24 protein-coding genes are annotated in these 26,910 nt (G+C 41.8%); 10 read left to right on the forward strand and 14 right to left on the reverse strand.

Going from position 1 to position 26,910, the window contains the following annotated elements:
• Positions 1-173: 173 nt before the first annotated feature.
• The gene (locus DMZ48_RS00005) at positions 174-551 is read left to right on the forward strand and encodes a nuclear transport factor 2 family protein (RefSeq protein ID WP_143953049.1); all 378 of its coding nucleotides are present in this window, start codon (positions 174-176) and stop codon (positions 549-551) included.
• A 19-nt stretch (positions 552-570) separates the two neighbouring features.
• Here the strand turns inward: DMZ48_RS00005 and DMZ48_RS00010 are convergent, their stop codons facing one another.
• Together DMZ48_RS00010 and DMZ48_RS00015 are read right to left on the reverse strand one after the other, a co-directional pair.
• Positions 571-1,164 carry a hypothetical protein gene (locus tag DMZ48_RS00010; protein WP_143953050.1) on the reverse strand — a complete coding sequence of 198 codons (594 nt, stop codon included), beginning with the start codon at positions 1,162-1,164 and terminating at the stop codon, positions 571-573.
• 132 nt (positions 1,165-1,296) lie between these two features.
• Positions 1,297-1,917, reverse strand: coding sequence for a hypothetical protein (locus DMZ48_RS00015; RefSeq protein ID WP_143953051.1), 621 nt, complete (start codon positions 1,915-1,917; stop codon positions 1,297-1,299).
• 124 nt (positions 1,918-2,041) lie between these two features.
• Between DMZ48_RS00015 and DMZ48_RS00020 the strand changes: the two genes are divergently transcribed.
• The 9 genes from DMZ48_RS00020 (at position 2,042) to DMZ48_RS00060 (ending at position 10,008) form a co-directional block, all read left to right on the forward strand.
• The gene (locus tag DMZ48_RS00020; protein ID WP_143953052.1) at positions 2,042-3,511 is read left to right on the forward strand and encodes a sensor histidine kinase; all 1,470 of its coding nucleotides are present in this window, start codon (positions 2,042-2,044) and stop codon (positions 3,509-3,511) included.
• Positions 3,499-4,194 carry a response regulator transcription factor gene (locus DMZ48_RS00025; protein WP_199287913.1) on the forward strand — a complete coding sequence of 232 codons (696 nt, stop codon included), beginning with the start codon at positions 3,499-3,501 and terminating at the stop codon, positions 4,192-4,194. The genes DMZ48_RS00020 and DMZ48_RS00025 overlap by 13 nt, the downstream gene beginning before the upstream one ends.
• Before the next feature lie 21 nt (positions 4,195-4,215).
• Positions 4,216-4,473 (forward strand): hypothetical protein, encoded by a 258-nt coding sequence (locus DMZ48_RS00030; RefSeq protein WP_143953053.1) that lies wholly within the window; start codon positions 4,216-4,218, stop codon positions 4,471-4,473.
• A gap of 117 nt (positions 4,474-4,590) precedes the next feature.
• The gene (locus DMZ48_RS00035; protein WP_143953054.1) at positions 4,591-5,718 is read left to right on the forward strand and encodes a Gfo/Idh/MocA family protein; all 1,128 of its coding nucleotides are present in this window, start codon (positions 4,591-4,593) and stop codon (positions 5,716-5,718) included.
• A gap of 131 nt (positions 5,719-5,849) precedes the next feature.
• Positions 5,850-6,320 carry a YybH family protein gene (locus DMZ48_RS00040; RefSeq protein WP_143953055.1) on the forward strand — a complete coding sequence of 157 codons (471 nt, stop codon included), beginning with the start codon at positions 5,850-5,852 and terminating at the stop codon, positions 6,318-6,320.
• 155 nt (positions 6,321-6,475) lie between these two features.
• Complete coding sequence (locus DMZ48_RS00045) at positions 6,476-6,877, forward strand: DoxX family protein (RefSeq protein WP_242009061.1); 402 nt, start codon at positions 6,476-6,478, stop codon at positions 6,875-6,877.
• Entirely contained in the window at positions 6,874-7,707 is an 834-nt protein-coding gene (locus DMZ48_RS00050; protein WP_143953057.1) for an MBL fold metallo-hydrolase, read from the forward strand. Before DMZ48_RS00045 ends, DMZ48_RS00050 begins: the two co-directional genes overlap by 4 nt.
• A 442-nt stretch (positions 7,708-8,149) precedes the next feature.
• Positions 8,150-8,494, forward strand: coding sequence for a hypothetical protein (locus tag DMZ48_RS00055; RefSeq protein ID WP_143953058.1), 345 nt, complete (start codon positions 8,150-8,152; stop codon positions 8,492-8,494).
• A 74-nt stretch (positions 8,495-8,568) separates the two neighbouring features.
• The gene (locus DMZ48_RS00060) at positions 8,569-10,008 is read left to right on the forward strand and encodes a DUF1254 domain-containing protein (protein ID WP_143953059.1); all 1,440 of its coding nucleotides are present in this window, start codon (positions 8,569-8,571) and stop codon (positions 10,006-10,008) included.
• Positions 10,009-10,103: 95 nt separating this feature from the next.
• Here the strand turns inward: DMZ48_RS00060 and DMZ48_RS00065 are convergent, their stop codons facing one another.
• The 12 genes from DMZ48_RS00065 to DMZ48_RS00120 form a co-directional block, all read right to left on the reverse strand.
• A complete protein-coding gene (locus DMZ48_RS00065) occupies positions 10,104-12,083 on the reverse strand; it encodes a calcineurin-like phosphoesterase C-terminal domain-containing protein (RefSeq protein ID WP_143953060.1) in 1,980 nt (659 codons plus the stop codon).
• 10 nt (positions 12,084-12,093) lie between these two features.
• The gene (locus DMZ48_RS00070; protein WP_143953061.1) at positions 12,094-13,326 is read right to left on the reverse strand and encodes a BACON domain-containing protein; all 1,233 of its coding nucleotides are present in this window, start codon (positions 13,324-13,326) and stop codon (positions 12,094-12,096) included.
• 23 nt (positions 13,327-13,349) lie between these two features.
• Positions 13,350-14,924: a SusD/RagB family nutrient-binding outer membrane lipoprotein gene (locus DMZ48_RS00075; RefSeq protein WP_143953062.1), complete on the reverse strand. Its 1,575-nt coding sequence runs from the start codon at positions 14,922-14,924 to the stop codon at positions 13,350-13,352.
• Between the two features lie 11 nt (positions 14,925-14,935).
• On the reverse strand, positions 14,936-18,526 hold the full coding sequence (locus DMZ48_RS00080) for a SusC/RagA family TonB-linked outer membrane protein (RefSeq protein ID WP_143953063.1): 3,591 nt from the start codon (positions 18,524-18,526) through the stop codon (positions 14,936-14,938).
• A gap of 136 nt (positions 18,527-18,662) precedes the next feature.
• Positions 18,663-19,649: a FecR family protein gene (locus DMZ48_RS00085; protein ID WP_143953064.1), complete on the reverse strand. Its 987-nt coding sequence runs from the start codon at positions 19,647-19,649 to the stop codon at positions 18,663-18,665.
• Between the two features lie 199 nt (positions 19,650-19,848).
• Positions 19,849-20,439, reverse strand: a complete 591-nt coding sequence (locus DMZ48_RS00090; protein WP_143953065.1) for an RNA polymerase sigma factor — start codon at positions 20,437-20,439, stop codon at positions 19,849-19,851.
• 125 nt (positions 20,440-20,564) lie between these two features.
• Entirely contained in the window at positions 20,565-21,026 is a 462-nt protein-coding gene (locus DMZ48_RS00095) for a DUF4377 domain-containing protein (RefSeq protein ID WP_162558636.1), read from the reverse strand.
• A 202-nt stretch (positions 21,027-21,228) separates the two neighbouring features.
• Positions 21,229-22,503, reverse strand: coding sequence for an NAD(P)/FAD-dependent oxidoreductase (locus DMZ48_RS00100; RefSeq protein ID WP_143953067.1), 1,275 nt, complete (start codon positions 22,501-22,503; stop codon positions 21,229-21,231).
• 143 nt (positions 22,504-22,646) lie between these two features.
• Positions 22,647-23,084 carry a carboxymuconolactone decarboxylase family protein gene (locus DMZ48_RS00105; RefSeq protein ID WP_143953068.1) on the reverse strand — a complete coding sequence of 146 codons (438 nt, stop codon included), beginning with the start codon at positions 23,082-23,084 and terminating at the stop codon, positions 22,647-22,649.
• A 63-nt stretch (positions 23,085-23,147) separates the two neighbouring features.
• Positions 23,148-23,723, reverse strand: a complete 576-nt coding sequence (locus DMZ48_RS00110; RefSeq protein WP_143953069.1) for a Crp/Fnr family transcriptional regulator — start codon at positions 23,721-23,723, stop codon at positions 23,148-23,150.
• Positions 23,724-24,029: 306 nt separating this feature from the next.
• Entirely contained in the window at positions 24,030-25,376 is a 1,347-nt protein-coding gene (locus tag DMZ48_RS00115; RefSeq protein ID WP_143953070.1) for a sensor histidine kinase, read from the reverse strand.
• On the reverse strand, positions 25,366-26,712 hold the full coding sequence (locus DMZ48_RS00120; RefSeq protein ID WP_143953071.1) for a sigma-54-dependent transcriptional regulator: 1,347 nt from the start codon (positions 26,710-26,712) through the stop codon (positions 25,366-25,368). The genes DMZ48_RS00115 and DMZ48_RS00120 overlap by 11 nt, the downstream gene beginning before the upstream one ends.
• Between the last annotated feature and the right edge of the window lie 198 nt (positions 26,713-26,910).

The raw sequence follows: 26,910 nt of genomic DNA on the forward strand, positions 1-26,910 counted from the left end.
TTAACTCTTAATTCTTAATTCTCAATTTTCAATTCCTCTTACTTACGCTGTTACATGTTACCTTGTGAAGCAGTATGCAATAAGCGGTATTCTTTATTAATTCTTAATTCCCAATGATTTTACACTTTACAAAATATCTTTTACCTTCATCATGAAATAGAAAAACTGAAACCATGACGAAGATCATCATGAAAGCTGATTGTGGGAACTCACCGAAGATGCAATTTCTGAAAGATTTCAATATCGCCTTTGCCAAAGGAGATATCGACTATCTGATAAATGCAGTTACTGAAGATTTCGTTTGGAATATTGTTGGCAGTACTACCCTTTCAGGCAAAGAAGCATTTTTACAGGAATTACAGCAGATGAACAAACTGATAGTGAAAGAATTGGCGATCGACAAGGTATTATCTCACGGTCGTGAGGGCGCTGCCAGCGGCTCCCTCACAATGGAAGATGGAAAAACCTTTGCTTTTTCCGATCATTATGAGTTCAAAGGAGCGAAGGGTACAAAGATCAAGGCAATGACCTCCTATGTGATTAGTATTTAAACTTTATTCTTTACTATCATTATTGTAAACCTTCCGAATATCGCTCCAGATATAACCTGAGTTTTTGTCCTTTATTATTCTCCTCTTCGAATTCGGCTAGCAATTCACTGTCATCAGCAATAAGATCTCGTAACCATTCTTTGGTTAGCTCCACGGCTTTCTTATTACGCAGATCAATGACCATCTCGCGTCGGTAATTAGATCTGGAATTGTTTACTTTCATTACATAAGCATATTCAACATAACAAAAGTCCCCCATAAATTGAGGCTGGTAATATCTTACATTTGGATTCATCACATCAGCCCAAGGATTGATATAAACCTCCTTTCCATTGGAGAATCCAAAAATGGAACCTACTTCCTTACCTTCTTTATTCTTTACCTTTAAGTAGGCAACCGGAATACTTCCTCCCAATGCAAACATCCCATACCCTACCTTCTTATGCTTAATTTCATAATCCAGAGGTAACGAAGGTTCATTATTCAGGAATTCCTCATAGGTTTTGTAAATTCCCTTTTTATATGTTTCTGTCATTGAAATGGTGGCCTGTGCAACGCATAGATTCACTATGGTTACTAAAAGGAATAACGAAAATAATATTCTCCTATACATCTGTTTTTTTAATTTAACATTACTTTACCTACAAATATATAAGATACCGTTAGTTCTCACAAATCACGATGCTAAACTTACCATCAATCAATCTTTGGATGTTTGTACATTTAATGCTACATAAATTATCGGTCACTCTGTAAACAGAATTTCAATCAGGAAATAATGAGGAATATCGAATTCCTGAAAGATCTTTTCAGGATCGACACCGGAGCCGGTTACATCACACCAGGAACCGGAGCCATCTTCGTTGCGCTTTGGGGTTATAAACGAGAATAAACAGATCGAATCAGAATCTGAAGAAAGTACTTTATCAGCATTGGTATAACTCTGAAAAGCCAGATCTCCTTTAGTATTATCAATAGATACCACGGTCTTCTTTGAACCAAAGCCCTCGCCCCTGATCCACAATTTCAGCTCATCATCAGAGATCTTTGAAAGTAATTTAAAGGCTAAAGTGTCAGTACTGACTCTGAAATATTCAGATTCGCTCCCATCGAACAACATTCGTGGCGCTTGCGGCACACCTGATCTGAATTCCTTAAGAACTACCCTATACTGCTTGTTTTTTATCCCGTCTCCGGTGAAAAATAGCGTATTATAATTGATGTCCTCAAATTCAAAATAGGTTCTGAGTTCTTCACTAAACCCTGATCCCCCCAGGGAAACCCTGATCGCTCCCTGTGCCTGGCTCTTCCAACCATTAAGCAGTAAAGTTAAAATCAGTACGACGTAAATTTTAAAATGTTGCATAGTCTTTATTTTTATACCACTAAACTATAGCTCCTTAATCGCAAAATAGGTTAGCGGAGCGTTATGCTATGTTATCGTATGTTAACAGGTATCAAATTTAATTTCAGAAAGTTATTTTTGGAATATGAATAAGAAAGTCAGATTCCTGTTGGTATTATCGGTAGTGACCATAATTTCTGTGCTGGTACTGCAATTCCTCTGGGTGGGTAAGTATTACCGGAATGTTCGCTATAACTATGAAAGGGATATCAATCTGGCATTTGAAGATGCCCTGCGAAAGGATTTTCAGCTCCGTTGTGATACGATAGAAAAACTGCTCATCCGGGAATTTCTAAATCCGGAAGAATACAGCATCGCCTCCGCATTCGATCAGAAATTGGACAAATGGAAGTACAGCATCATTAACAGACATGATTCACTGGATAAAATTACCTTTACTCCGGCTGAAGGCGAATTCAAAGAACTCACCCCTGAAAGAGTAGCCGCCATTTATGCCCAAGAGGTGAGAGAAGACGACCTGGAACATCATTTTGTTTATTACAGAACACAGAATCTCGGCAAATACCTGAGTGAAAAGATCGTAGAATTCCAATTCGATACCCTCTCTTTTCGCCCCATATTTGATGCATACTTACAAAGAAGGGCTATTCATTCCCAGTATCAACTCCAATATCAGCAACAATCTAATCTTTATTACGATCACCAAACCGATCGGGAGGTTATCGACACCCGAACACTCCCTACTCATAAATGGTATACTCCTGAGGAAGGTTATGTACATGCTTCATTCACAGACCTGCATTTCGATATTTTCTCAAAGATATCCAGGGAAATATTGAGTAGTCTCCTACTTATCATGGTCACGGCTATTTGCATAGTATTGCTCTTTAAAGCCTTACTGAATGAAAAGAAAATGGCAAAAATAAAGGATGATTTCATCAGTAATATCAGTCATGAACTAAAGACACCGGTGGCCGTGATCGCTGCCTCTCTGGAAACTGTGACCGATAAACAAATTACGCTGGAACCGGAAAAAAAGGCGCGGTTCTTAGAGCATGCCAGGTCAGAGGTACAGCATCTGAATAGTCTGGTTGAGGAATTACTGCAGCTCTCCCTGTATGAGAATAAAACCCTTCCGGTAAATCCGGAGAACTTCGATTATAGCTTTGAGATCGAAAAGATCATAAGTGCATTTCAGACCACCCAGGCTGAAAATTTTAAAACAAGCATCACACATACTTCAGCTGATCCCTTTCTGTACACCGACCTGAAGCATTTCAGGATCATCGTGGGCAATGTTCTGGAAAATGCTATCAAATACAGGAAGCAGACGGCCCACATTCATATAATCTCTAAAAAAAGTCCGGATGAACTTCAAATAGAAATTTTGGATGATGGAGCAGGAATAACTAAAGACGACCTTCCAAGAGTATTAGACAGGTTTTACCGTGCTCCCGGGAAAGCTCATCAAGTCAAAGGACAAGGTCTCGGACTTTACATCGTGAAAAACCTCATCGAATTGAACAAGGGAAGTATTCAGATCGAAAGTAAAAGGAATGAATTCACCAAAGTAATACTGGCATGGAAACTATGACCAATAATGAAAACTATATTCTTTTCTTAGAAGACGAACTCAATCTGGCTGAGATCGTTCGTGAAAACCTTACCGCCAGAGGCTTCTCTATTTCACACGTAGCTACCATACAGGAAGCTAATGATAAGATCGCTTTTGGTAAACCGGCACTCATCATCGCTGATGTCATGCTCCCGGATGGAGATGGCTTTGATTTCATAAAACGTTTACGTCGAACCGATAGCCAGACACCGGTAATTTTCCTTACCGCCCGATCTCAACCCAAAGATGTTGTCAAGGGTTTTGAAACCGGAGGAAATGACTATCTGAAAAAACCCTTCAGCATCGCCGAACTTGAAGTGCGTATCAAAGCCTTACTTCAGCGGATATCATCAAGTGTACCATCACCTATTGAATTTAACTTTGGTAAGTATCAGTTTAAATACCCTTTGGGAACCTTGATCCATGGAGCTTATGAAATACAGCTCACTTCCCGGGAGGCCGATCTGCTTCATTTACTGGCCAGAAACCGCAATTCCTTTGTCAGCAGAGAAGAAATACTTATCAATTTCTGGGGCGAATCCGATTATTTTTCGGGACGCAGTCTGGATGTATTTATCTCCAAATTGCGTAAATATCTGAAAAATGATCCTTCGATCGCTATTAATAATGTGAGGGGATTTGGATATAAATTTGTATACTGACCCAAAAATAATTTTAAGGATATGAATTTAAGGTTTAACCCCCTCGGTTTATATGCCATGGCTATACTCTTTATACTTGTATTTTTCTTTCTGGATAACGATCCTGAAATCGGAAAACTGGTGACTGCTGCCGATGTTACAAGACCGGCAACCGGATTTAGTATCTTCTTTTTAACCGGAATTTTAGCCTATGCTTCTCTTATTTTTGGTATTTCCCTGGCAGGAGTGCAAACTTTTCTTCTAATAAGGCGACTTTTCAGAAAGAATTTACCCCGTTGAATGCTCCCCGAATATGCCCTGGCTAATCCTTCATTAAAAAATTAATTTGATTAGCTTTATAGTATACGGTTCATCTTCCCCTCATGTTTCCGGTAATCGAACATTAAAATGTCTATTATGAAAAAATCAAGCAGAAGATCATTCGTTAAAAAAATTGGACTCGGTTTAGGGGCAACCACATTACTACCCACTTTATCTTCTTTTGAAGCTTATACAACAAACCTGAACCTTCCTTCCGATAAAAAACTCAATATCGCCCTCTGCGGCCTGGGACGATATGCCAGTCTGCTGGCTGAATCTTTTAAGGACACTAAATATTGTCACCTCGCCGGCATCATAACGGGAACACCCTCAAAAGCGGTTAGCTGGCAGCAGAAATACAATATTCCGAAGGAGAACATCTACAGTTATGAAAACTATGATGATTTAGTCAACAACAAGAACATCGATCTGGTCTATGTGGTCCTGCCCAACGGTATGCATAAGGAATATACCATTCGCGCCGCACAGGCCGGTAAACATGTCATCGTGGAAAAGCCCATGGCGAATACCGCTGCAGACTGCCTCGAAATGATCAAAGCCTGTAATAAGGCCGGGGTTCAATTAGCAGTTGGGTACCGACTGCACTATGAACCCAATCATCAGGAACTCATGCGACTCGGGCAACAGAACATATTCGGACAAGTCAACCTCATCGAATGTTCTTTGGGTTATGACATCAGGGATATTTCTTTAAGTGACTGGCATCTGAACAAGGAACTTTCCGGAGGAGGTGCATTGATGAACCTGGGCATCTATTGTGTACAAAGCAATCGGTATGTACTCGGAGAAGAGCCTGTTTCGGTCACCGCGCAATTTGCGCCCAAGACCAGACCTGATATTTTCAAGGAAGTGGAAGAGAATATAAGCTGGCAACTTAATTTTCCCTCCGGAGCCCTTTGCACTTCCAACACCACCTCGATTTGTGGCGTTGATCGCTTTTTCGCATCGGCAGATAAAGGTTATTTCGAATTGAGTCCGGCCGTAAGTTACGGACCCTTTCGCGGAAGATCCAGTGAGAAGGAATTCGATTTTCCCGTGATCAATCAACAGGCGGCACAAATGGACGGAATGGCAAAGGTTATCCTGGCCGGAAATGATCTACCCGATCATATCACAGGAATAGAAGGCTGGAAAGACCTGAAAGTACTGGAAGCGATCTACCAGGCTGCCGAAACCGGCAAGAGAATTAAGATCGAATCCTAAGCGCAGAAATTCCGCTTTTCAAACTCAGATAAATAAACTATATTTAATAGTACCCACTGCTTATCTATACTTCACAAGCACTATACTGCTATGCCGGTAGTATAACCACTAACTAATGACCAACAGCCATTATGAAAAATTCACGCTTGCTGACCCTTATCACACTGCTCACCCTATTCGCTTGTAAAGAAGCACCCAAAACAACAGATACCAGTCTTGAAAAGGAGAAGATAAAAAAACTATTCCTGACCTGGGTAAAGGAAAGCACCGAAAGTAGAGACCCGAATGTTTACTTCTCCTATGTCACCGATGATTATATCTATTCTGCACCTGGTACAGAACCTATGAATGATATAGAAGCAATGCGTCCGGAAGTAGCCGATTTTCTCCAGAATAACGATATCACAATGGAAGACTGGAAATCGGAAGAGGTTATCATCGAAGGTAACCTGGCCATTCACAGACATCAGGGAACCCTGGTGCTGAAACCTGTCAATGATACCGTTGTTATTAAAAATTACCTGAAATACACCGACATACTGAAAAAGAACGAGGCAGGTGAATGGAAGATCTATCTCCATTCTGATATGCCCTATAAATAAAATTTAAGGCGTTTCCGGAGCCATGGCTCCGCTTATTACCCGGATTAAATGGATTCCCGGTTAGGGTATAAGAAGAAGGTACAATTCAGACACCAATATATACAAGACATCCGAAGTTGGATTTTGCATTTTTACGTATCCCTAAAAAAATGAAAATGAAAAAAACAACGTTCTTCTTTTTGCGTCTACCCATGGCACTTTCACTATTGGGGCACGGACTCATACGCTTACCGAAACTTCAGGGCTTCAGTACCTGGATGGCTGATTTTATGCAAGCCTCCTATCTTCCTGAATTTTTGATCACAATCTTTAGTTATAGTGTGCCGTTCATAGAACTGATCACCGGATTACTGCTACTTGCAGGCATTTTCACACGGGTTACCCTATACCTGTCTTTGACATTAATGGCCTTATTCATCTTTGGAAATACGACCATTGAGAATTGGGAAGCCATCACCTCTGAACTGTTACATGCTGCCTATCTGGGCGGATTGCTCATCTGCCTGGAACGTTATAACCTAAAAGATCTGGAACTGTTTAATCTCCGGGAAAAATGAAAAAAACAACCATTTTGATGCTGTTCTTCGGGATCGTAAATCTATGTTATTCGCAATCCGAAATAAAAGAATATAAGGTGCAGGACAGCCTTTACCTGGTCGGTGACCGGGTTTATTCACTTTACTATATCACACCAGACGGTGTAGTGGTGATCGATCCTATCAATGAAAGGATCGCTTCTGAAACCCTGCGATCCATCCGCAGTCATACCGATCTTCCGATAACCCATGTGATCTATAGTCACAATCACTGGGATCATAATTCAGGCGGACGTATCTATAAAGAACAGGGTGCCACTTTTCTGGCTCATGAGAAAGCGGCCGCCAACATGACCCCGAATGAAAATGTGATAGAACCTGACGCTGCCTGGTCCGGAGACAAAACCGTACTGGAAACGGGAGGCAAGGATATCGAGCTCTATTTTTATGGTCAGAATCATGGGAATGGAATGACGGTATTTCGATTTCCGGAGTATAACGCCGTATTCACCGTAGATCTGGTAGTCCCTGATCGAGTACTGTATGCCTACCTGCCGGATGCCAAACCAAAACAATGGTTGGAAGATCTGTATGAGATCGACAAGCTTAAGTTCGACGAACTCTATATGGCCCATGTACGCCCTATCGGCGACCGGTCTGATTTAAAATTACAGATTCGCTATTTTGAAGATCTGTATGCTGCAACTGAAAAGGCCATGGCTGATGGGACTCCCTTCTTCGAGATCCCGGACAAAGTACGAATGCCGCAGTATGAAAACTTGAAAAACTACGACGAATGGTTACATATGAATGTCTGGAGAATCCTGATGGAAAAGTCTATCGGGCAGTAAATCAAAATATTTCGTAGCTGCCATTCAAAAATTGGCATCTAGATCGTAAGTAACCTGTCCTGTTAAAAATTCGGTTCACATCAATACTATTTCTAACAATACTCAGCGGTTGCAACCCGGATTTTGAACCCGCTACTCCAGGTGCAATAACGGAGATCTACTCTCAAGATTACTATCGATCAGATAAGGGAGGTATTCCGCACTTCATCAATCTGGATCCCATAGCCAATTCCACTTCTTTCCCCTCTCACAAAATATATACTGACTACAAAAAACCTTGATTAATCCCTTTATTCAATCTAATTATTTATTAATCCTAAACCCTTAAAAAAGGGATAGTTATACGAATTTTAAACAGGTATATTCATGATTCTGACGTATCTTTATATCCATTATTGATTTACCTTTTTTAAGGTAAATAACTGGTTAAATGAGGTTAAAAATGAAAACTTTAAAGCCTCGACTAATTTTAAACGGCCTACTCATTAAACAGATCAGAACTGATACTGATCTTCTTAAAAATGGGCTTTCTTGTAAGCCACAGGACTTTAGTTTTTCTTTTTTCCGTAAATATACAGTAGGCAAAATCAACTTATATCCTTCTGTTATCTCCAAAGTCCCGACTATTGCTGAAGGGAAGGAACGCGAGGTAAAAAAAATAAACCAACAAAACAAGCATCATCTTTATAATCCTGGAATTGTAATTACAATCTTGCCACGTTATCTAAAGCACTATCTTCAAAATTTTCGCCCTGGTTACTATAATTTCATGGTAATCTCAAGATAATTTAAAGACCATCAACCGGCTGTTGTAATTTCCTAAAACAGTAAATATGTACAACTCCATAAAATTCAGAAAAGATGAAAGCTATAAACAAAGCCCTAGTCCGGCAACTGGTGTTGTCACTGGGAACATTATTTTTTATTTTATCATGTGCCAGCCAGGAAAATTCTAAATCAGATGAGGAAATTCTGGCTATTGCCCAAAAGGCCTATGTCTATGGATACCCCATGATATTAATGGACCTGACTAAAAAGGTCAGCACCAATGTCATCAGCCCTACCGATGACGGATATGCTCCTATAAATCAGGTGGCCAATAACCGCAAATTTCCAGATGATAAATTCACGGCGGTCGTAAAAGCCAATACAGACACCTATTACTCCACCATGTGGTTGGATCTGAAAAATGAACCCTTAGTTCTTATGGTCCCGGAAACAGATCGATATTATCTTTTACCGATGTTGGATGCTTATACTAATATTTTCTCCGTACCGGGAAAAAGAACCACGGGTACTGCAGCTCAGAACTTTCTGATCGCAGGCCCTGAATGGCAGGGTAAGACTCCATCTAATATGACATTAATCCAAGCCCCAACCAATATGGTCTGGATCCTGGGACGCACGCAGGTTAATAGTCCTGAAGATGGTGCTACAGTAGTCAAAACCATACAGAATGGCTTTCAGTTGGTTCCATTAAAATCTTTCGGTAAACATTATACACCCCCTAAAGGAAAGATCATTGACGAGAATAAAAAGATCGTACCCGTAAAGGATATCGAATCGATGCCAATCACAGTATATTTTAATCGAATGTCTGAACTTATGGTCGATAATCCACCTGCAGTCGCAGATTCTGCAATTATTCGTGAAATGGCTTCAATCGGAATCATCCCCGGGCAAAAATTCCGAACAAATTCATTTAGTAAGGAGTTGAAAGAGAAATTAACCCAGATTCCTGAATGGGTAGACCAGTCCTTTAAGAAACAAGTAGCCAATAATGATCCCAGTATATTGATCAATGGATGGAGTTCCCTTTACAGAAATGAATCGATGGGAAATTACGGTACTGATTATAATTTCAGAGCACTTGTATCCTATGTAGGAATCGGAGCAAATTTGCGACAGGATGCGGTATATCCGAATACGGCGCTGGACAGTGACGGCAATTTGTTGAATGCCAGAAATACATATATTATGCATTTTGACAAAAAGGATATTCCACCGGTAAATGCTTTTTGGTCATTGACCATGTATGACAGCAGGAATCTGTTAACTTCTAACCCAATCAACAGGTTCTCTTTAGGAGACAGAGATCAGCTCCAGTATAATGAAGATGGATCTCTGGATATCTATATTCAAACTGAAAATCCGGGAAAAGACAAAGAATCCAACTGGTTGCCAGCTCCGAAAGAAGGGAATTTCGAGTTGACAATGAGACTGTATTGGCCAAAAGAATCCGTTTTGAATGGCGAATGGGCTCCGGTACCCGTCCAGAAAGTTGAACGATCTACGTATTAATAGCGAAATAAGAAAGCCTGCAGCACAAACTGCAGGCTTCTCTACTAATCATAAAATCAACTCTAATTACAAACTAAATCTATTCATGTATTGTATTATTTCATATCCAGGCTGAAAGCTTTAGGACGTGCCATTTCTTCTGTAAAAACATTACCAAATCGATCAGTTACCTTTACCGACAGGGTTGTATCCGGTGCAACGGCGTTCACACTGAATAAGTGAGCGGTCTCTCCGGTTATAAATGCCCCGGTCGGATTTGCACCTGCATTCAATCGAAAAGCCTCATAGGAAATGATATGTAACGGATCTTTATCCCTGATCCTCTTTACTTCAAGCGGATTCCCATTTTCAGAAACCTCGATCTTCCAATGTGGGTCATATCCCCATACGTTGAGGAGCACTTCATTGTTAGCATTCTGACTGGAATACCTACCTGAAAATGCAGCCATGGCCTCTTCTGATGCATTCGGAGCAAAAGCTGCCGCTGTAATATGTACATTATTCATATCATAGGTCCTGAACTGATAATCGTCCTGATATCCGATACCTTTATAATGCCATTGCAGATCCCTCCCTTTTATTTGCCAGATACCATAACCTCCGGGACTACCGTCTTTACAAATGTGATTTCCTGCATAGCCATTCCTTCCTGTCCACCACCAGGTAGCGCAGATCGCCGCAGTATTATGCTCCATTATATTGGCTTCCTTTTCCACGGTGTAATTGATATGGGTATGACCACTAAGTACATGGACATTCGTAAATTCCTTCAGACAATCCACAAGGGTTCCGCCATTGGCCAGATCCAGTTGATCCACCTGATTTCCTGATTCGTCCAGTGTGGGATTCTTATACAAAGGAGTATGCATAGCAACCACTACCGGTGTACTTTTATCGGTAACCGTAGCAAGATCCTTTTTCAACCATTCGATCTGATCGTTACTGATACGCTCATTATAATTCCGGTTTCCTACCGTACCTTCAGCACCTCCTGAATTCAGATATTCCACATCATCGAGTACCACATAGTGCACCTGTCCGAGATTAAAGGAATAATAGGTTGGTCCCAGTACGTCCCGGTAAGCATTCTCAGCTTCCCAGTCTCCTTGCTTATACGGATCGTTATCATGATTTCCCATCAGATTAAACACCTGTGTATTCAATTGATTCATGTATGGGATATAATCATTCAAGCCGAAATTATTGGAATACCAGTACAGGTCCCAGGTCATATCTCCAAGTGTAAGCACATAAGTCTTTTTCCCTTCTGCTATATATTTATCGATCGTGGTATTTACATCCGGAAGTACTTTATTCGTAAATTGATCAAGATCATTATTCCGATTCGCAAGATGCCAATCGGCCATGGATATCACCACATGATCATCATTATCAGTTTTGATCAGGGAAAAATCCTTTTGCTCAACAGCGTCTTTATTATTACTTAGTCGCTTGAAGTACTGGGGCGCATTCCCTACTGCCGCTACTTCATAATTTCCCGGCAGAGAAATAAAAATGAACCCGGTCTTTTTCTCAGATGGCAGATAATAGCGTCCTTCTCCATCTGTAACAGTCACTTCAAACCCGTCTGAAACCACAACACCTGGTATCCCAACCCCATCGCTGTACACCACTCCTTTTACAGTCATGCCTTCACGATCCGGAATATTCAGGTTAGCGACAAGATTCAGTAATAAACTACCGAGTACCAACCTTTCCTCACCACGAAGAATTGTTAACTGATACGTACCGGTAGTTAATTCTTCCGGAACCGAAAAAGTGACCGATCCCGCATCAACCGATACAGTCGAAGTGCTAAACTTCTTACTGGCATCCGTTAACAGATCCAATTGAAGAACATCACCATTTTCAAATCCCTGACCGTTGATGACCAAGGCTCCTCCCGCATAAACATCCATACTGGAGGGTATGGAAACCTTGGTGATTTTGAGTTTGTTATTCTCATCGATGACAGTTTCTTTCGAGCAGCTGGAAAAGGCAAAGCCAATACCGCTGAATCCGGCAAGCGTTGTAAGCCCTCCGATTTTTATAAATTCTCTTCTTTTCTGATCCATCAAAGCTGCCTTAATTGATTATCTCAACTTTGATATCATCCAGAAAGATCCTGTTCTTCCCCTGCCCTATTCCGCGAAGGTCGAAATCACCTCCCAGGAATCTGATCTGAGTCTCGGAAGTGGCTCCGGTGATGGTAAATTCATAGGCTCTGTCTTCCGCCCAAATGTCATTCTCTATTCCCGCATCATCATCCGCTCCTGCATTTGGCACATTGTCGATGGTGAATTGTGAAACACTTACATCTCCTGCACCTAACGATGATATATTGAGCAGACGGTCATCGATATTTCCGCCCTTGGAAATATAAGCCGCTGCTTTGAAGGTAACTTTAAGCGTCACGGTTCCATCGATATTCATTTTGGGTGAGATCAGGTCGCCTCCGTAATTCGTCTTTCCTAGTTTCACGAAGCCTTGTCTCGCATAAACGATCTGCTGTCCACTTGAAACCTCGTTCGGTGTACTGTACCACCCATGATCCTTTTCTTCCTGTGTCCAGGTATCATATCGGGTCTCTCCGCTAGTCTCATAAGGAACTGCGCTTCCATAGGTCAGCCAGGAAAAATTTTCCTCCAGGATCACATTTCCGGGAGACTGAACAATGGTCACTTCCTGCTCCAGCTCCGGAAAACCGGGAGCGCTTAAAGTCAATAACACAGTCCGCTCTTCCCCGATATTAGCATCCGCTAATAATCTGATCTCATCTTCAGAAACTTCAACCTGAGACAACCAGCTATCATCAGACAGCTTATAGGTCCATTCAACATTTGCATTTACGGCAATTCCGAATTCACCACCTGCTGAAGCTATTGTAATTCCCGATCCTGCATCTGGTATGGTAAGGTACGGTACATTCTTATCTTGTTCTATCCGGAATAGGGTAGGTTGCTCTTCACCATCCACTATAAAGGCAAAATTGGTAGCTCTGGCTTCAAATCCATCATTCTTTGAAACAATAAATTTGAAGATTCCATCATCTGCTCCTTCATCAGGAAATGCGGTTACCCAGGTATTCTCATCCTGACCGACGATCTTCCAGGGCCTGTTCGACCGTACGACATATCGCTGGGTAATACCGTTCACATCAGCAGAAAGTCCGGTTGGAGCACCTTCAATACTGAAATAAGGTGCTTCGGAAAACGAATCATCATCACTACACGAGACAAGTCCCAAGGTAAAGCTCAGGCAAAGTAGCATCGGAACGATCAAACTCATTTTCCTTGTTAAGATTCTATTTAAATTCATTTTAGTCTTTTTTAGGTATTGTTTTATTTTCCTTCCTCAATCGCTTGTTTACTCCACCAAACCGGTGTTTTCATCGTATTATCCCCTCCCATTCGCGCAAGCGCAGCCTTTGCATTTTCGTTGTTGGTCGCCATTGTCGTAGTAGGATAGGCAAAACGGGTAGGTAATATATGATCGTTATAGACCGTACCCGCACCGATGGTCAATTCCGGGTATCCGGTACGTCTGTACTCATGATAGGCTTCCATACCGATCCAGAAAAGGGACAGAAACTTCTGATCACCGATCAGTTCTTCTTTATTCGACACAAGATCCCATGAACCCAGTTCTGAAGATAGGAAGGTAGCGATATCCTCCTCGGAGATGCTAACCGGTGTTTCACTGTACTGACCATATTCCGACCATTTCTTCATCGATGCTGTAACCCCGGTTTCGTAGTAAGCTTGCGCAGCAGATTCACCTCCTGAAATAAGTCCTTTTAAAGCGGCCTCCGCCAGAATGAATTGCACTTCGGCATAGTCCATAAAATACCCGGGGGCACCGGATCTACAGAAAACGGCAGCATTCAACCAGGAAGAACCGCGGTCCACAGAACTTTGTTCCTCTTCTGTACAACCGGCCACCGTGCCGATCCATTTGTTATCCGGATTTGAATCCAGACTCGGGTTCTTTTTCCCGAAAATGGCCAATCTTGGGTCTTCATATACCTGATTTTCGCTTCCATCCTCCAACACTGTCATTCCGATCAGTTGCCGGGTCAGCTTTCTTCCTGAACTTGTAAATCCTCCTTCATTAGTATCAGCGAATTCATTTCTGTAAGGATCATTTCCTGAGAACACTACAGTTGCATTATCTGCATTGGAAGTAAAAACAGGATATTTTGCAGCATCGTTCAGTATCGTGGTCATCTTCTCCCCCACGTTCATCTCTGACCGACCACTGACACGACAAAGCAACCTGAGATATAAGGAGTTGTTGAATTTCCTCCATTGCTCCATGGATCCTCCATACATACCATCCAGTTCAGGTTTTATAAATACAGGGTTGCCGGCATATAACGTATTGGCTGTTTCAAGGTCTGCGAACATCTGTTCATAAACTTCTTTCTGAGAATCGAACTTTGGTTTGGTGGTTCCATCCGGCTTTCTGGCCGTAAAGGCTTCCGAATACGGAATATCCCCGAACATATCAGTAAGATTCGACATATACATTACTTTCAGGGTCAAAGCGATAGCCTGCAATGATTCATCATCCTGCTCCATGCTAAGGTCATACATGTGCATGGCATTATTGGCATAACGTGCATACAGATTCCATACGCTCTGCCAGTTACCATCACTGATAAAATAACGATGTTCCTGTCTGGTGGTTCCACCGGTAAAAGCCGTGAACTGAATCAGTTCATCGTTCCAGAACCAGGTATAGTTCAACCAGGCATTGGCTCCATTATATAATAAGGGCTCAAACATTCCCGAAGCCTGGATCTCTCCTACTGTTGTCTGATTAGGGTTCGTATTTACGTCCTCAAAATCTGAGGTACAACTGAGTGTGCTTGCCAGGGAGATTCCCGCTAACACTATTTTCTTTATACTATTCATTACGTCGCTGTTTAGAATGAAAGTTTTACATTAAAACCGTAAGATCTCGTCATCGGGAATGACATGGATTCAATACCCATATGAATATCGGATCCATTGAGCATACCCGTTTCAGGATCGTATTGCGGGAACTCTGTTATACAGAATAAATTCGTTGCGTACATCCCCAGGCTGGCATTCTTGAATACCCCGGTCTTTGCACAAACCTCAGCCGGAACCTGATAATCCAGACGTACTTCTTTGAGCTTGAGGAAATCTGTACTAAACGTGTTCTTCTCTGTGTTATTACGGTTCCATACATAGGTGTTGTAATAGGTCTGTATATTGCTGGTAACCGTTGTATTTTTGGTATAACTAACTGTTCCGTCTCCATTATCCACGACATTGACCCCGTTATGCACGAGTCCGTCATAGCGTCCTTCCAATGAGTTCTTAAGTTTTCCCTGATAGGAAAGTGCGAAGTTGGTCACCGAAAAAGCATTCCCTCCCATTTGTGCGGTAAAAGCTGCAGACAAGGAGAAATTTTTATAACGGATTCGTTGGGTCATTCCTCCCCGCCAATCAGGATTCACATTTCCGATCTTGCGATCCGGAGATTCATCCAGAATGGGATACCCCTCCGAATTCACGATATCCATCCCGGAAGCATCGATCTGATTTCCATCCTCATCGACATAGTAAGCCCCTTCGGGAGCCTTTTGAAAGCCACGTCCATAGATAACATGCATTTGTTCTCCAACATAGGAATAGATATAGGTCCGGTTTCCGATAGTGGTTCCCATGTCAGTCTGTAAAGGCTCGTTCGGGTCCCATCCCTCCTGTAGACTAACCAGTTTATTCTTGTTCATGGACCATGCAAGATCGAAAGACCAGTCGAAGTTGGCAGTACGAACAGGCGTTATACCTGCTGTAACTTCAATACCTTTATTTGAAATCTCTCCGGCGTTGATCTTCATTCCGGTCGCACCGGTGATCTGATCTACATCCACAGAAACGATCTGATTGGTCGTTGATGATGAATAAGCCGTAAGATCCAGGGAAAGCCGGTTCTTAAACAGTTTTGTCTCGATCCCTGCCTCCCAGCTTTCCACATTTTCAGGCTGGATCAACGGATCCGGAATCGTACCCGGAAGGGTATATCCTCCTGGATAGGACGTCGTCCCGTAATACTGATCCAGTGCATAAGGCGAGGTGTCATTCCCTACATTAGCCCAGGAAAAACGCAGCTTCATCATGTCGACCCAGTTTGCGTTTTCTCTGAAATTCAGAACCCGATCCATTAACACACTGGCTGCTACAGAGGGGTAGAAATAAGACCAGTTGCCTTCAGACAAAGTACTTGACCAGTCATTTCTTCCGGTAATATCCAGAAAATAAGTGTCATCCCAGCTAAGTGAGACCAGTCCGTATAAACTGTTCACTACTTTTTTGCTATGGTAGTTATAAGGGTCCGGATTCACCCCTGTTGGCAGGTTGGTGGTATGATATACCCCTTCCTCACCAAGCTGACTTAAGGTGATCTTCGTATTATGATATTTGTTCGTCATATTATTACCCCCCAACATGGCAGAAAATCCGAAACGCTTGTCTGCCCACTCGTTATTGGTATAGCGCAACATGAAATCATTGTTGAGCTCATAATAACCAACGGTCTGTTCACGATAGAATCCATTCTCATATCCGGCAGTATAGAAGGGCTTACGTTGTGTTCTGAAATCACTGGACCAGTCAAGTCCAGACCTCAGGTCCAGCGTTAAATTTTTCATGAGATCTATCGAGAGGCGCATATTTCCGAACACTCGGTTCTTATCCTGAGTATTCAATGCTTCATACAGGGTTCGGTACGGGTTAAAAGATCCGGATGAAGGAAAAACAAGTCCTTGTCCGTTCTCACCCATGGCAGCCCAGTTGGCATAGTTATAACGCCCTTCAAAATATTCATTCTTCCAGTCATCCATGGAGTTTACATTGAAACCCCACACCAGGGCATACATCGGGTTGGTTTCATCATAACCTCCACCAGGCATATTATCACTCTTCTTATGGTTATAGTTGATATTGGAGGTCAGTTTGATCTTATCATTGATAGGTGTGTTAAAAGATAAAGAAACCGTCTGTCTGTCAAATCCGGTATTCGGCATGATCCACTCATTCTTAAAATCGGTTACGGAGAAACGCGTGGATGTTCCCATCCCGTTATTGCCACTAATGGTTACAGTATTGTTATAGGTTACCCCTGTTACGAACAAACCTGTATACCAGTCATCCTGATATACCCATGGTAACTTTGTATAGGTATCATTATCCCAGTCTTTAGAAGCATACAGATAACGCAGTTTGGAGGCATCAAATTTTTCACCGAAGGTATAACGTGAGTAATGTCTGGGTACCGCGATTCCATCGGGAGCCATATCCGACGATATTTCCCAAAGCGAATATTCACCAGCTCCCATATCGGAACCATTTCCGTATTCAGTCTGGAAATCGGGAAAATAGCTGGCTTTATCAAAGGTTACCGAAGAATTTATGGTGACCCCGAGTCCTTTGTTCTTTCTCCCTGATTTTGTGGTGATGATAATCGCACCGTTTGCTGCCCGGGATCCATAAAGTGCAGCAGCAGCCGGACCTTTTAAAACAGATACAGCAGCGATATCTTCTGGATTCAGATCACTTGCCCCATCACCATAATCGATGGGTGCATCGGCCTGAGCATAGTTACTTACACTTCGAGTGGCCGTCATTCCTGATGAGATCGGCACTCCGTCAACGACAAAGAGTGCGGTGTTATTGGAATAGTTCAATGACTGATCGCCACGTAAAGTTACTCGTATCGAACCACTGGGCCCGGTTCCTGCCTGTGCCGAGAAAAGTCCGGCTACCTTGCCATTCATTCCGTTTAGCCAGTTTCCGGAAACCGATTTTGTCAATTCTTCTCCCTCAACTTTAGAGACCGAATACCCAAGTGACTTCTCTTCTCTGGTGATGTTCAGTGCGGTTACCACTACTTCATCCATAGCCACACTCTCCTCAGTCATCATCAGTTCGACCTGAGCACGTCCATCGATAGACTGTTCTTCCTCTTTCATACCGATATAACTAAATACCAGCGTACCATCAGATGGAATACTTTTGAAATTATACAACCCGTCAAAATCGGTAGTGGTTCCTAAGGTGGTGCCTTTTAATCGCACGGTTACTCCATAAAGCGGTACACCCTGCGCATCGGAAACTTTACCTTTCACATTCTTTCTTTCCGTGAATTTAAGGGTAACACTTTTGCCGTCGATCATATAACTGAGTCCGGCATCCTTGCTTATTCTTTTCAGAATATCTTCCAGTGGACGATCGATAAAATTATAGGAAAATTGTTGGTTGCTTTTGAGGATATCGTCGGTATATCTGAATTGATACCCAGATTCTGTTTCCAATCTTTTAAAAAGCTGATCCAGGGTCACCTCGCGTACTTCAAGCGTATAGGTACTGTTATTACCCTGCCCCAGTACACTCCCGAACTGAAAAATGCAGCATAATAACAAAAGAATTTGCAAGCCGGGAACGTTTCTGAAAAGATATTTTTCTTTCCCAGTTGATATTAATTTCATAATTTGATCAATAATTTTTTAGTAAATAGGATTTTGAAAATTCTAACTTTCTATAACCGGAACTGGTGACGACAGTTCCGGTTTTTTTATGTTATTTATTACCGGTTATCGTTAGTATGATTTTTACATAAGGTTCTTATTTTATGATTATTGAATCGTTTTCTATGTGAACCTCGAAACCGATCATAAAACGAAGGTTATCGAGTACGGTTTCCAGAGGCTCGTCGGTATAAACCGCTCTTATCTTTCTATTGAGGATATCTTCAGAATCACAATGAATGGTGATGCCATACCAATTTTCCAGAGTGTTGAACGCTTCTGCAGTCGTGATCTCTTCAAATCGCAGGATATTCCGGTGCCAATCGGTAAAAAGTCGCGCATCCACATCACTGGCTTCGAACTCTTGAGTTTCGCAGTCATAAGCGGCCCGATCGCCTTTTTCAAGAATGACCATGGCTTTTGAATCCTCGCTACACACCTTAACCTTTCCCGATTCAACTGTAACAGCGATCCCGGTACTGTCTTTGGTTAGCACATCGAATGAAGTACCCAACACTGTGGTCTTAAATTTGCCGGAGCTCACGATAAAGGGCTTGTGGATATTTCTTTCCACCTGAAAAAAGGCCTCCCCTGTAAGTTCCACGATCCTTTTGCTTCCATTGAATTGTTTTGGATATTTGAGCATTGCACCCGAATTGAGATAAACGGTTGAACCGTCAGATAGCACGACCTGATTTCGTTCACCAGGCGCACTGGACACTACAATATATTCCATAGGATTTTCCATTCCGTATTGCAACAGGTAATATCCCAATGCGGTTCCAATGAGTAAGGTAAGTGTAGCGGCTACCCTGAAAAAAGTGGTTCTTTTAAAAGATCTATTCAAGCTAACTTCTTCAGCTCTTGCTTTTTGAATCTTTAACCTAAGTTTTCCTAATCCGCGTTCGAGGTCAAAATCTTCAGACCCGGTTCGAATATCACGGCGCCATTCCGTTTTCAACCATTCAAAAGTGTGACGGTATTCCGGATCGCTAAGGAATCCTTCCAGTTCCTTTAGCTCTTCCGGGGTGGCTTCTCCCGTAAGTACTTTTGCCGCCAATTCATAAAACACATCAAAATTCATTGTATACGATCTTTACCTCTAAGACCCAAAAATGAACTCCTACCTGTTATCCGGGTCGATTATGAAAAGGTTAACTTAATGTGAAGTGACGATGCTGCTCCCTATTTATTGGGACAACTTGGACGAAGTTGAATTAACGACCCTGATTGCAGCAGGCTGGATCCTTTTAAAGCAGGAATTACGCGAAGTACCTTCTTTGCTAATGACTGATCACGTAATAGGTTAGAAAAATAAAATAGGGGATACAGGAAATATGGAATTCGGATTCATATTTGGAAATATGACGAATTGCTTCCATCATCTGTTTTTGAACGGTATGTACTGAAATTTGTAAAATTTCGGCGATCTCTTTGTATTTGAAACCTTCGAGACGATTCAAGGTAAAGATCAGTCTTCGTTGTGGAGGGAGTTCTTCAATAATACGCTCAATATGTTTCTCCGTTTCACGGTATTGAATGGAAAGTTCTCCGGAATGATGATCTGATTGTAACTGGATTTCTGAAAAACCGATCTCCTCGAAGGTAATATTATTAGTTCGCATCGCCTTCAGTGACTGATTTTTTATAGCGATGAACAGATACGATTTAAAATTGTATTGAATTTCCAGGGAATGTCTTCCTTCCCAGATCTTGAAGAACACGTCGGCAACGATCTCTTCAGCCAGATCCGTACGTTTTACGAATGAGGCTGCGAACTGACACAAAGGGAAATAATATTTGCGAAATAATCGCTCCAAAGCCCTTTGGTCATCACCTTTTATTTGCTCGATCAACAGCTTATCCTGATCCATTTTCTGACGGGTAAATCGTACCTGATTCAAGGGAAACAATGTACCCAGAAAGTAAGTACCTGCTGTTATCTTAGAATTAAATTAATATTATGAAAGGTATTTTACTATTCCTGAATATCGATTTATCAATTAAAGCCCAGAAGTTCTATGGAATTATTTTCCCCGTGTTTAAAGACCCCGATAAGAAGATTTTCCTCCCTTAACTTCGTAGTCAGTTCATCACAAAGTGCCCCGCAAGCTACATTTACCTGCTTTAACAGTTGATAATTCTCAGGATCATCTCCCGTGATAAAACTATCCCCATTGAGTTTTAGAAAAACAGTGAATTCGGTATCGGCTGCAATCTTTTCCTTTTCAAGGATCTTTTTAAGCGTATACTTCTTCGAGCTTCCATCCGCTGGTGGATCAGGAATTTGTTTTACATCCACAAGCAATTTATAGATATATCCGGGTTCATAATCAAACCCTTTTATCCCGGAATAGAAATGCATCCATTTTGCATCTTCAGACATTGTGCCCTCTTTCACCAGATAGGTAAGTGTCGGACTTACCGCCATGCCTGTACCCAGATAATGATTGATTTGCATTTCAACGGTGGTGGAAACGGATTCTTCATGGTCAGCGCATCCAATAATAAGAAGCAGGACCGATGTAAGTAAAATTTTCAGACAGGTTTGCATGGTTTTGTTTCTATAAAGATTAAAGCCTGCAGGAATGGTTGCGTGAAATTTTATATTATTAAACACGGTAAACAGCACATCCTTTCATAGACTACTTACCGTGTTAAAATTACGATTTGGTATCTCTTGGACGAATGATCATACGGAACGACTGGTCTTTATTAAAATAATATCCGATCCAGTCATAAAGTGCTCTCATTCGGTTTCGGAAATTCACCAGTGACATAATATGTACGAATACCCAAACGAACCAGGCAGGGAATCCTTTTAAAAACAGTTTTTCATTTGGCCCGTCGGTAACCGCTTTGTTCCTTCCTATTATCGCCATTGAACCTTTATCATGATAACTAAAGGGTTCCCAGGTGATTCCTTCTTTTTTCCCGAGGTTCTTTCCTAGGTTTCTGGCTTGTTGAATGGCAACCTGAGCTAACTGAGGGTGGCCTTTGGGATAAGCCGGGTCGCCACTTAATAAGGCTGTATCGCCTAAGGCAAAGATATTTTCATATCCTTCCACTTTATTGAAGGCATCGGTCTTCATCCGTCTTCCCGGTCCGTATACATCCTTCTCAAAACCATCAAAAACCTTAGCGGAAATCCCCGCTGCCCAGATCAGATTACGAGACTGGATGGTAGTGTCATCTGAGAGGTAAACGATCTCATCTTTGAAATCCTTCACAAGAGTATTCAATTTAATCTTCACCCCGAGCTCTTCGAGTTTCTGTTTACTGTATTTCTGGGTCTTCTCAGACATAGCAGAAAGGACTGCGCTTTGCCCGTCAACCAACCAAATATCACCCAAATCTTCATTCTGAAGCTCCGGATAATCCTTCTTGAGGATATGTTTACGCATTTCCGCAAATATCCCGGACAATTCAACACCGGTAGGACCGGCACCGGCGATAACGAAGGAAAGCAATTTCTTTCTCTTTACCGGATCATTTACTCGGGTCGCTCGCTCAAGTCTGGTAAGCATGAGATTCCTGAGGGTCAGGGCATCTCCTATGGTTTTCATCGGTAATGCATACTTCTCAACATTTTCATTACCGAAGAAGTTGGATTCAGCACCGGTTGCCATTACCAGAATATCATAATGCATTTCCCCGTTACTCAGAATAAGTTTGTTCTCGGAAGGGATCACCTTCTGTAAAGCCCCTAAACGGAATCGTACATTATTTTTCTTCCGGAGTATTTTCCTGAAGGGATAACTGATCGCTGAGGGCTCCATAAATCCGGCAGCAACCTGATATAATAAGGGTGGAAAAAAATTATAATTATTAAGATCGACCAGGGTTATCCTGTGTTCTTTCGAGGTATTCAGATTATTGATCAGTTCCAGACCTGCAAATCCGCCGCCAATGATGACAACCTCTTTTTGAACTCCCATAAAATTAGATGTTTACTGATTTTTTAATTCGTGAATTAGGAGGTCCCGTTTTGTTGGGAAACCGGACTACTAATTTACGGCGTTCTGAAGAAAATTCTTCGATTTAACACGCTTTTAATTACGAACTTCACACCTCATTAACATTAGTCAAGAGGCTTTAGTGTACTAACTGCGATACGGTTCCAGGAATTGATTGTGATCACGGCCATAATAAGCTCTGCAAGCATCTTTTCCCCAAAGACTTCCAGGGCCCGCTCATAGGTTTCCGAGCTGAGTCCTGATTCGCTGATCAAAGTGACCTCTTCGGTGATCTTCAATAGTAATTGTTCTTCCGGGGTAAAGAGATCTGACTCCTCCCAGGCATTTAAAAGAAAAATTCTTTCCTGACTAATTCCAATTTTAAGTGCATCTCTTGTATGCATGTTGATACAATAGGCACATTTATTCAGCTGAGAAGCCCGTATTTTGATCAACTCCATCTGAACCTTACTCAACGAGGAACTTTGAACGAACCTTTCAAGGGTTAACATTGATCTGATGGCTTCCGGCACTACCTGGTCTATTTGAATTCGTGTTTCCATGATGATGATATTTAATGTTTCCTCAAAATTAAAAACCCGAACCTGCAAAAAACTTAACCTGGATTAAGAAAGCTCTTTGCCCCTGATCTTGCTGAGATACTCCGGTGTCAGACCGAGAAAACTAGCCAGCAGATATTGCGGCACCCGCTGTACAAACTCGGGAAACTGTTTGCGAAACTGTATAAAGATCTCTTCTTTAGAATGATCATAGATATATTTCATGCGCATTAACGCAGCACCATAGCCAACCTCATAAACCCTTCGAAAATAGCGCTCCATGATCGGAAATTCTTTTAGCAAAGCATTCATATTCGCTACGCTGATCCCAAGAACCTCGGAAGTTTCCACCGCCTGGATTCCAAATCCTGAAGGACTGTCTTTATAGAAATTCAGATGGTCACCGATCCACCAATTCTCCATTGCAAAAAACACAGTCTTCTCCACCCCCTGATCATCCGTAAAGAACATATGCAGGCAACCCGACACAACAAAATATTTCTGAGGCGATACTGAACCTTCAATTTGAAGCATTCCTTTTTTTTCCAGAGAAATCGGTTCAAAATACGCCATCACCCCCCTAAAATCTAAGGCACTCAGGTCACTAAATTTGGTTATATGGTTATAGAATTCATTTGCCATACTATAAAATTAAACCTTTATAAAACAACATTCCAGAATTGATTATAAATGGCTGCTGGTTAATTGTAGATTGTAGATTAAATCATTAAAGGGAAATTATAATAAAACTGAGCCCGAGAAGCCACTATCACCACAGGTCACTCTAGCATTTTGGGCTAAAGGCCCTAAATAGCGACGACACTCGACGAAACCTAAAGCAGGCCTGCCTGCATTAGGAAGGAGATCGTAACTCCTACTTCGCCGAAGGCAGAAGTCAGGATCGTCACTTTTAATTGCGCCAGCAAACGATAAGCCTTCATTTCAACCTCAGTTAAAAATCAAACTCACCCTCGTCCCAACGCCTTCCTTACTTTTGATCTGTATCCTCCCCTTATGCAGGATCATGATCTGCTTACATAAACTGAGTCCGATTCCGCTTCCCGATTTTTTGGTCGTAAAGAACGGTACAAAGATCTGATCGAGAATCTCCTCCGGAATCCCTTTACCATTATCGATAATCTCAATGATTACCCTTCCCCTGAGGTCCTGATACCCCTTCATTCGAATATTGGGTTTCGCTGCAATATCAACGGCATCAACGGCATTCACCAGCAAATTGATGAGCACTTGTTCGATCAGGTAAGTATCGATATCAATTTCCAGACGTGTATCTTCGACCTTAAAATTCAGGTCGATCGATTTATTTTGCAAGGAAGGTTGCATGAGGTTACTGATATTTCTGAACAACTCGCTTACATACACCCTCCTCAGATTCAGTTCGGTGATTTTATGAAGACTTCGATAGGTTTTTGCAAACATAAGTAACCCATCACTCCTTTTACGAATACTACCGATTGCCTGTTCGAGATCTTCCCGATCAAGCGCCACCTCATCAGGTTTTTCGATAGCTTGTCTGATATGATGTTGCAAAGTTTCAGCCAGTGAAGAGATAGGTGCGATGGAATTCATAATCTCATGGGTCATCACACTCAATAACTTTTTCCATGCTACTGATTCCGTTTGGTCGATGGTCTCATCGATATCCTGGATAGCAACGATCTTAAAGGTTTCCTCATCGATCTTAAAAAGCGCATTCGAGACCAGCATATTAACCGAATCACGACTCACTAAAACAGTCAGAGCGGTGGTTTCAGGAAAATAATTCTCCATCACATCCTTATAGAAATCAGATTTTCGCTTTTCAAGAAAACTTACATTCCTGAATTCCGGGACATCCAGAATCTCTTTAAATGCCGAATTCTGTAATAGTACTTGCCCACTATCGAGACTATAGGCTAAAATACCTGTATCCACCATTTGAAGAATTTCCTTGAGATAGATATGTTGGATCTCCCGTTCACGGTTCATCGATTGTATGGTCCTGATTACGGTATTAAAACTTTTATGAAGTTCCTGCATATCACGGGGACCCGATCCTTCGTTGAACCAACGGGAAAAATCCCGGTACTTCACTGATTCCAGAAAATCATCGACCTCAGTCAGACGTTTATTGACAAATGTATAGAGGTTGATAATGATTATAAAAAACAGGAAAATAGCGATCGCCAGCACATATTCGATTCCCGTATTGTAAGCATACACCAGAAAAACGACACTGAGTACCATAAGGAATAACCGCAGTGTAAGACCATATTTATACCTCCTATATGCCATATTTGTTCAGCCTGCGATAAAGCGCGGTTCGGGTTATTCCAAGATCTTTGGCCGACTTTGAGATATTACCCTTGTTTTTCTCGATCACTTTAAGGATTGTTTGTTTTTCCACCTCTTCCAGATTCAGGTGCTGAGGTATACTCACCGGTTGATGTTTTTCAATGGGAGAAAATATCAGGTCATCAGCAGACAGGTTCTTAGTGTCAGCCATGATGACAGCCCTTTCAAGGGTATATTGAAGTTCCCTGACATTGCCCGGAAATGAGTAGGATTCCAGTTTTTCCAAAAATTCCGGGGTCATGGTATATTCCGGTTTGAAATATTTCTCAGAATACAATTCCAGATAGAATGCTGCCAGGAGTTTGATATCGACATTCCTTTCCCTGAGGGGCGGTACATCGATCTCCACGGTATTGATCCTGTAAACAAGATCCTTTCTGAAGCGCGATTCGTCAGCCAGGAATTTGAGTCCGACATTCGTAGCGCAAATGAGCCGTATATCTACTGGGATTGGAGTATTCGATCCCAACGGGATGACCTGTCGGTTTTGAAGCACCGACAATAGTTTAGCTTGTTGCTGCAGGGTAATATTTCCGATCTCGTCAAGAAATAAAGTTCCTCCATTTGCAGCTTCGAAACGTCCGGCCCTGTCTTCTCTTGCATCCGTGTAAGCGCCTTTCTTATGTCCGAAAAGTTCACTTTCAAAAAGCGATGCTGTCAGCGCACCGGCATCCACTTTCAAGAAAGGTTTATCTTTCCTTCCTGAATTTTCATGGATCGCTTTCGCAATCAGATCCTTTCCGGTACCATTTTCTCCAAGAATAAGAACATTGGCATCCGTTGGTGCCACCTTATTGATCTTCAAAAATACATCCTTCATAGCGTCACTTTCACCTATGATCTTTGCGTCGCTCAATAAGGGAACAGGATTAATTTCTTTCGCTTTCGATTTTTTCCCGAGTATTTCCTGTAAAGCATGAATCAGTTTTTCATTTTTCCAGGGTTTAACCAGAAAGTCAGAAGCGCCTTCTTTAAGTGTCCGGATTGCCAGGTCGATATCTGCATAGGCGGTAATAAGCACGACATCGGTCTCAGGAGTGATCTCCTTAATCCTTCCCAACCAGTAAAGTCCTTCATTCCCGGTATGAACCACACCTTCGAAGTTCATATCCAGAATAATGACATCGAAATGTTTTTTACGAAGTAAGGTCGTTATTACCTCTGGTTTTCTTTCGGTGACGACTTCCTTAGCCATCGGTTTCAAAAGGAAACGCATGGCCATAAGCACATCTTCATCGTCATCGATAACCAGAATGGAAGCATTTTTGAGAAGCATACAACAATATTATAAATTATTCTTGGGTATTTACGGGTTTCAGCGTTACATATCGGAGATCCATGTAATTTTTCGATAAAAACAATTTCCGGTCCCTCTTAAGGACGGTTGTAAAACAGGTATGTTACAACTGAATAAGAACTAAATCTTAAACGCACTGTTATTGTGTGTATTATGTTCGGTATTTCGCATTAACCG

Source organism: Robertkochia solimangrovi (assembly GCF_007279655.1).
GTDB lineage: Bacteria > Bacteroidota > Bacteroidia > Flavobacteriales > Flavobacteriaceae > Robertkochia > Robertkochia solimangrovi.

Coding starts and splice junctions, on each gene's coding strand:
- DMZ48_RS00005 (WP_143953049.1), top strand. CDS start 174: ATGACGAAGATCATCATGAAAGCTGATTGTGGGAACTCACCGAAGATG.
- DMZ48_RS00010 (WP_143953050.1), bottom strand. CDS start 1,164: ATGTATAGGAGAATATTATTTTCGTTATTCCTTTTAGTAACCATAGTG.
- DMZ48_RS00015 (WP_143953051.1), bottom strand. CDS start 1,917: ATGCAACATTTTAAAATTTACGTCGTACTGATTTTAACTTTACTGCTT.
- DMZ48_RS00020 (WP_143953052.1), top strand. CDS start 2,042: ATGAATAAGAAAGTCAGATTCCTGTTGGTATTATCGGTAGTGACCATA.
- DMZ48_RS00025 (WP_199287913.1), top strand. CDS start 3,499: ATGGAAACTATGACCAATAATGAAAACTATATTCTTTTCTTAGAAGAC.
- DMZ48_RS00030 (WP_143953053.1), top strand. CDS start 4,216: ATGAATTTAAGGTTTAACCCCCTCGGTTTATATGCCATGGCTATACTC.
- DMZ48_RS00035 (WP_143953054.1), top strand. CDS start 4,591: ATGAAAAAATCAAGCAGAAGATCATTCGTTAAAAAAATTGGACTCGGT.
- DMZ48_RS00040 (WP_143953055.1), top strand. CDS start 5,850: ATGAAAAATTCACGCTTGCTGACCCTTATCACACTGCTCACCCTATTC.
- DMZ48_RS00045 (WP_242009061.1), top strand. CDS start 6,476: ATGAAAAAAACAACGTTCTTCTTTTTGCGTCTACCCATGGCACTTTCA.
- DMZ48_RS00050 (WP_143953057.1), top strand. CDS start 6,874: ATGAAAAAAACAACCATTTTGATGCTGTTCTTCGGGATCGTAAATCTA.
- DMZ48_RS00055 (WP_143953058.1), top strand. CDS start 8,150: ATGAAAACTTTAAAGCCTCGACTAATTTTAAACGGCCTACTCATTAAA.
- DMZ48_RS00060 (WP_143953059.1), top strand. CDS start 8,569: ATGAAAGCTATAAACAAAGCCCTAGTCCGGCAACTGGTGTTGTCACTG.
- DMZ48_RS00065 (WP_143953060.1), bottom strand. CDS start 12,083: ATGGATCAGAAAAGAAGAGAATTTATAAAAATCGGAGGGCTTACAACG.
- DMZ48_RS00070 (WP_143953061.1), bottom strand. CDS start 13,326: ATGAATTTAAATAGAATCTTAACAAGGAAAATGAGTTTGATCGTTCCG.
- DMZ48_RS00075 (WP_143953062.1), bottom strand. CDS start 14,924: ATGAATAGTATAAAGAAAATAGTGTTAGCGGGAATCTCCCTGGCAAGC.
- DMZ48_RS00080 (WP_143953063.1), bottom strand. CDS start 18,526: ATGAAATTAATATCAACTGGGAAAGAAAAATATCTTTTCAGAAACGTT.
- DMZ48_RS00085 (WP_143953064.1), bottom strand. CDS start 19,649: ATGAATTTTGATGTGTTTTATGAATTGGCGGCAAAAGTACTTACGGGA.
- DMZ48_RS00090 (WP_143953065.1), bottom strand. CDS start 20,439: ATGGATCAGGATAAGCTGTTGATCGAGCAAATAAAAGGTGATGACCAA.
- DMZ48_RS00095 (WP_162558636.1), bottom strand. CDS start 21,026: ATGCAAATCAATCATTATCTGGGTACAGGCATGGCGGTAAGTCCGACA.
- DMZ48_RS00100 (WP_143953067.1), bottom strand. CDS start 22,503: ATGGGAGTTCAAAAAGAGGTTGTCATCATTGGCGGCGGATTTGCAGGT.
- DMZ48_RS00105 (WP_143953068.1), bottom strand. CDS start 23,084: ATGGAAACACGAATTCAAATAGACCAGGTAGTGCCGGAAGCCATCAGA.
- DMZ48_RS00110 (WP_143953069.1), bottom strand. CDS start 23,723: ATGGCAAATGAATTCTATAACCATATAACCAAATTTAGTGACCTGAGT.
- DMZ48_RS00115 (WP_143953070.1), bottom strand. CDS start 25,376: ATGGCATATAGGAGGTATAAATATGGTCTTACACTGCGGTTATTCCTT.
- DMZ48_RS00120 (WP_143953071.1), bottom strand. CDS start 26,712: ATGCTTCTCAAAAATGCTTCCATTCTGGTTATCGATGACGATGAAGAT.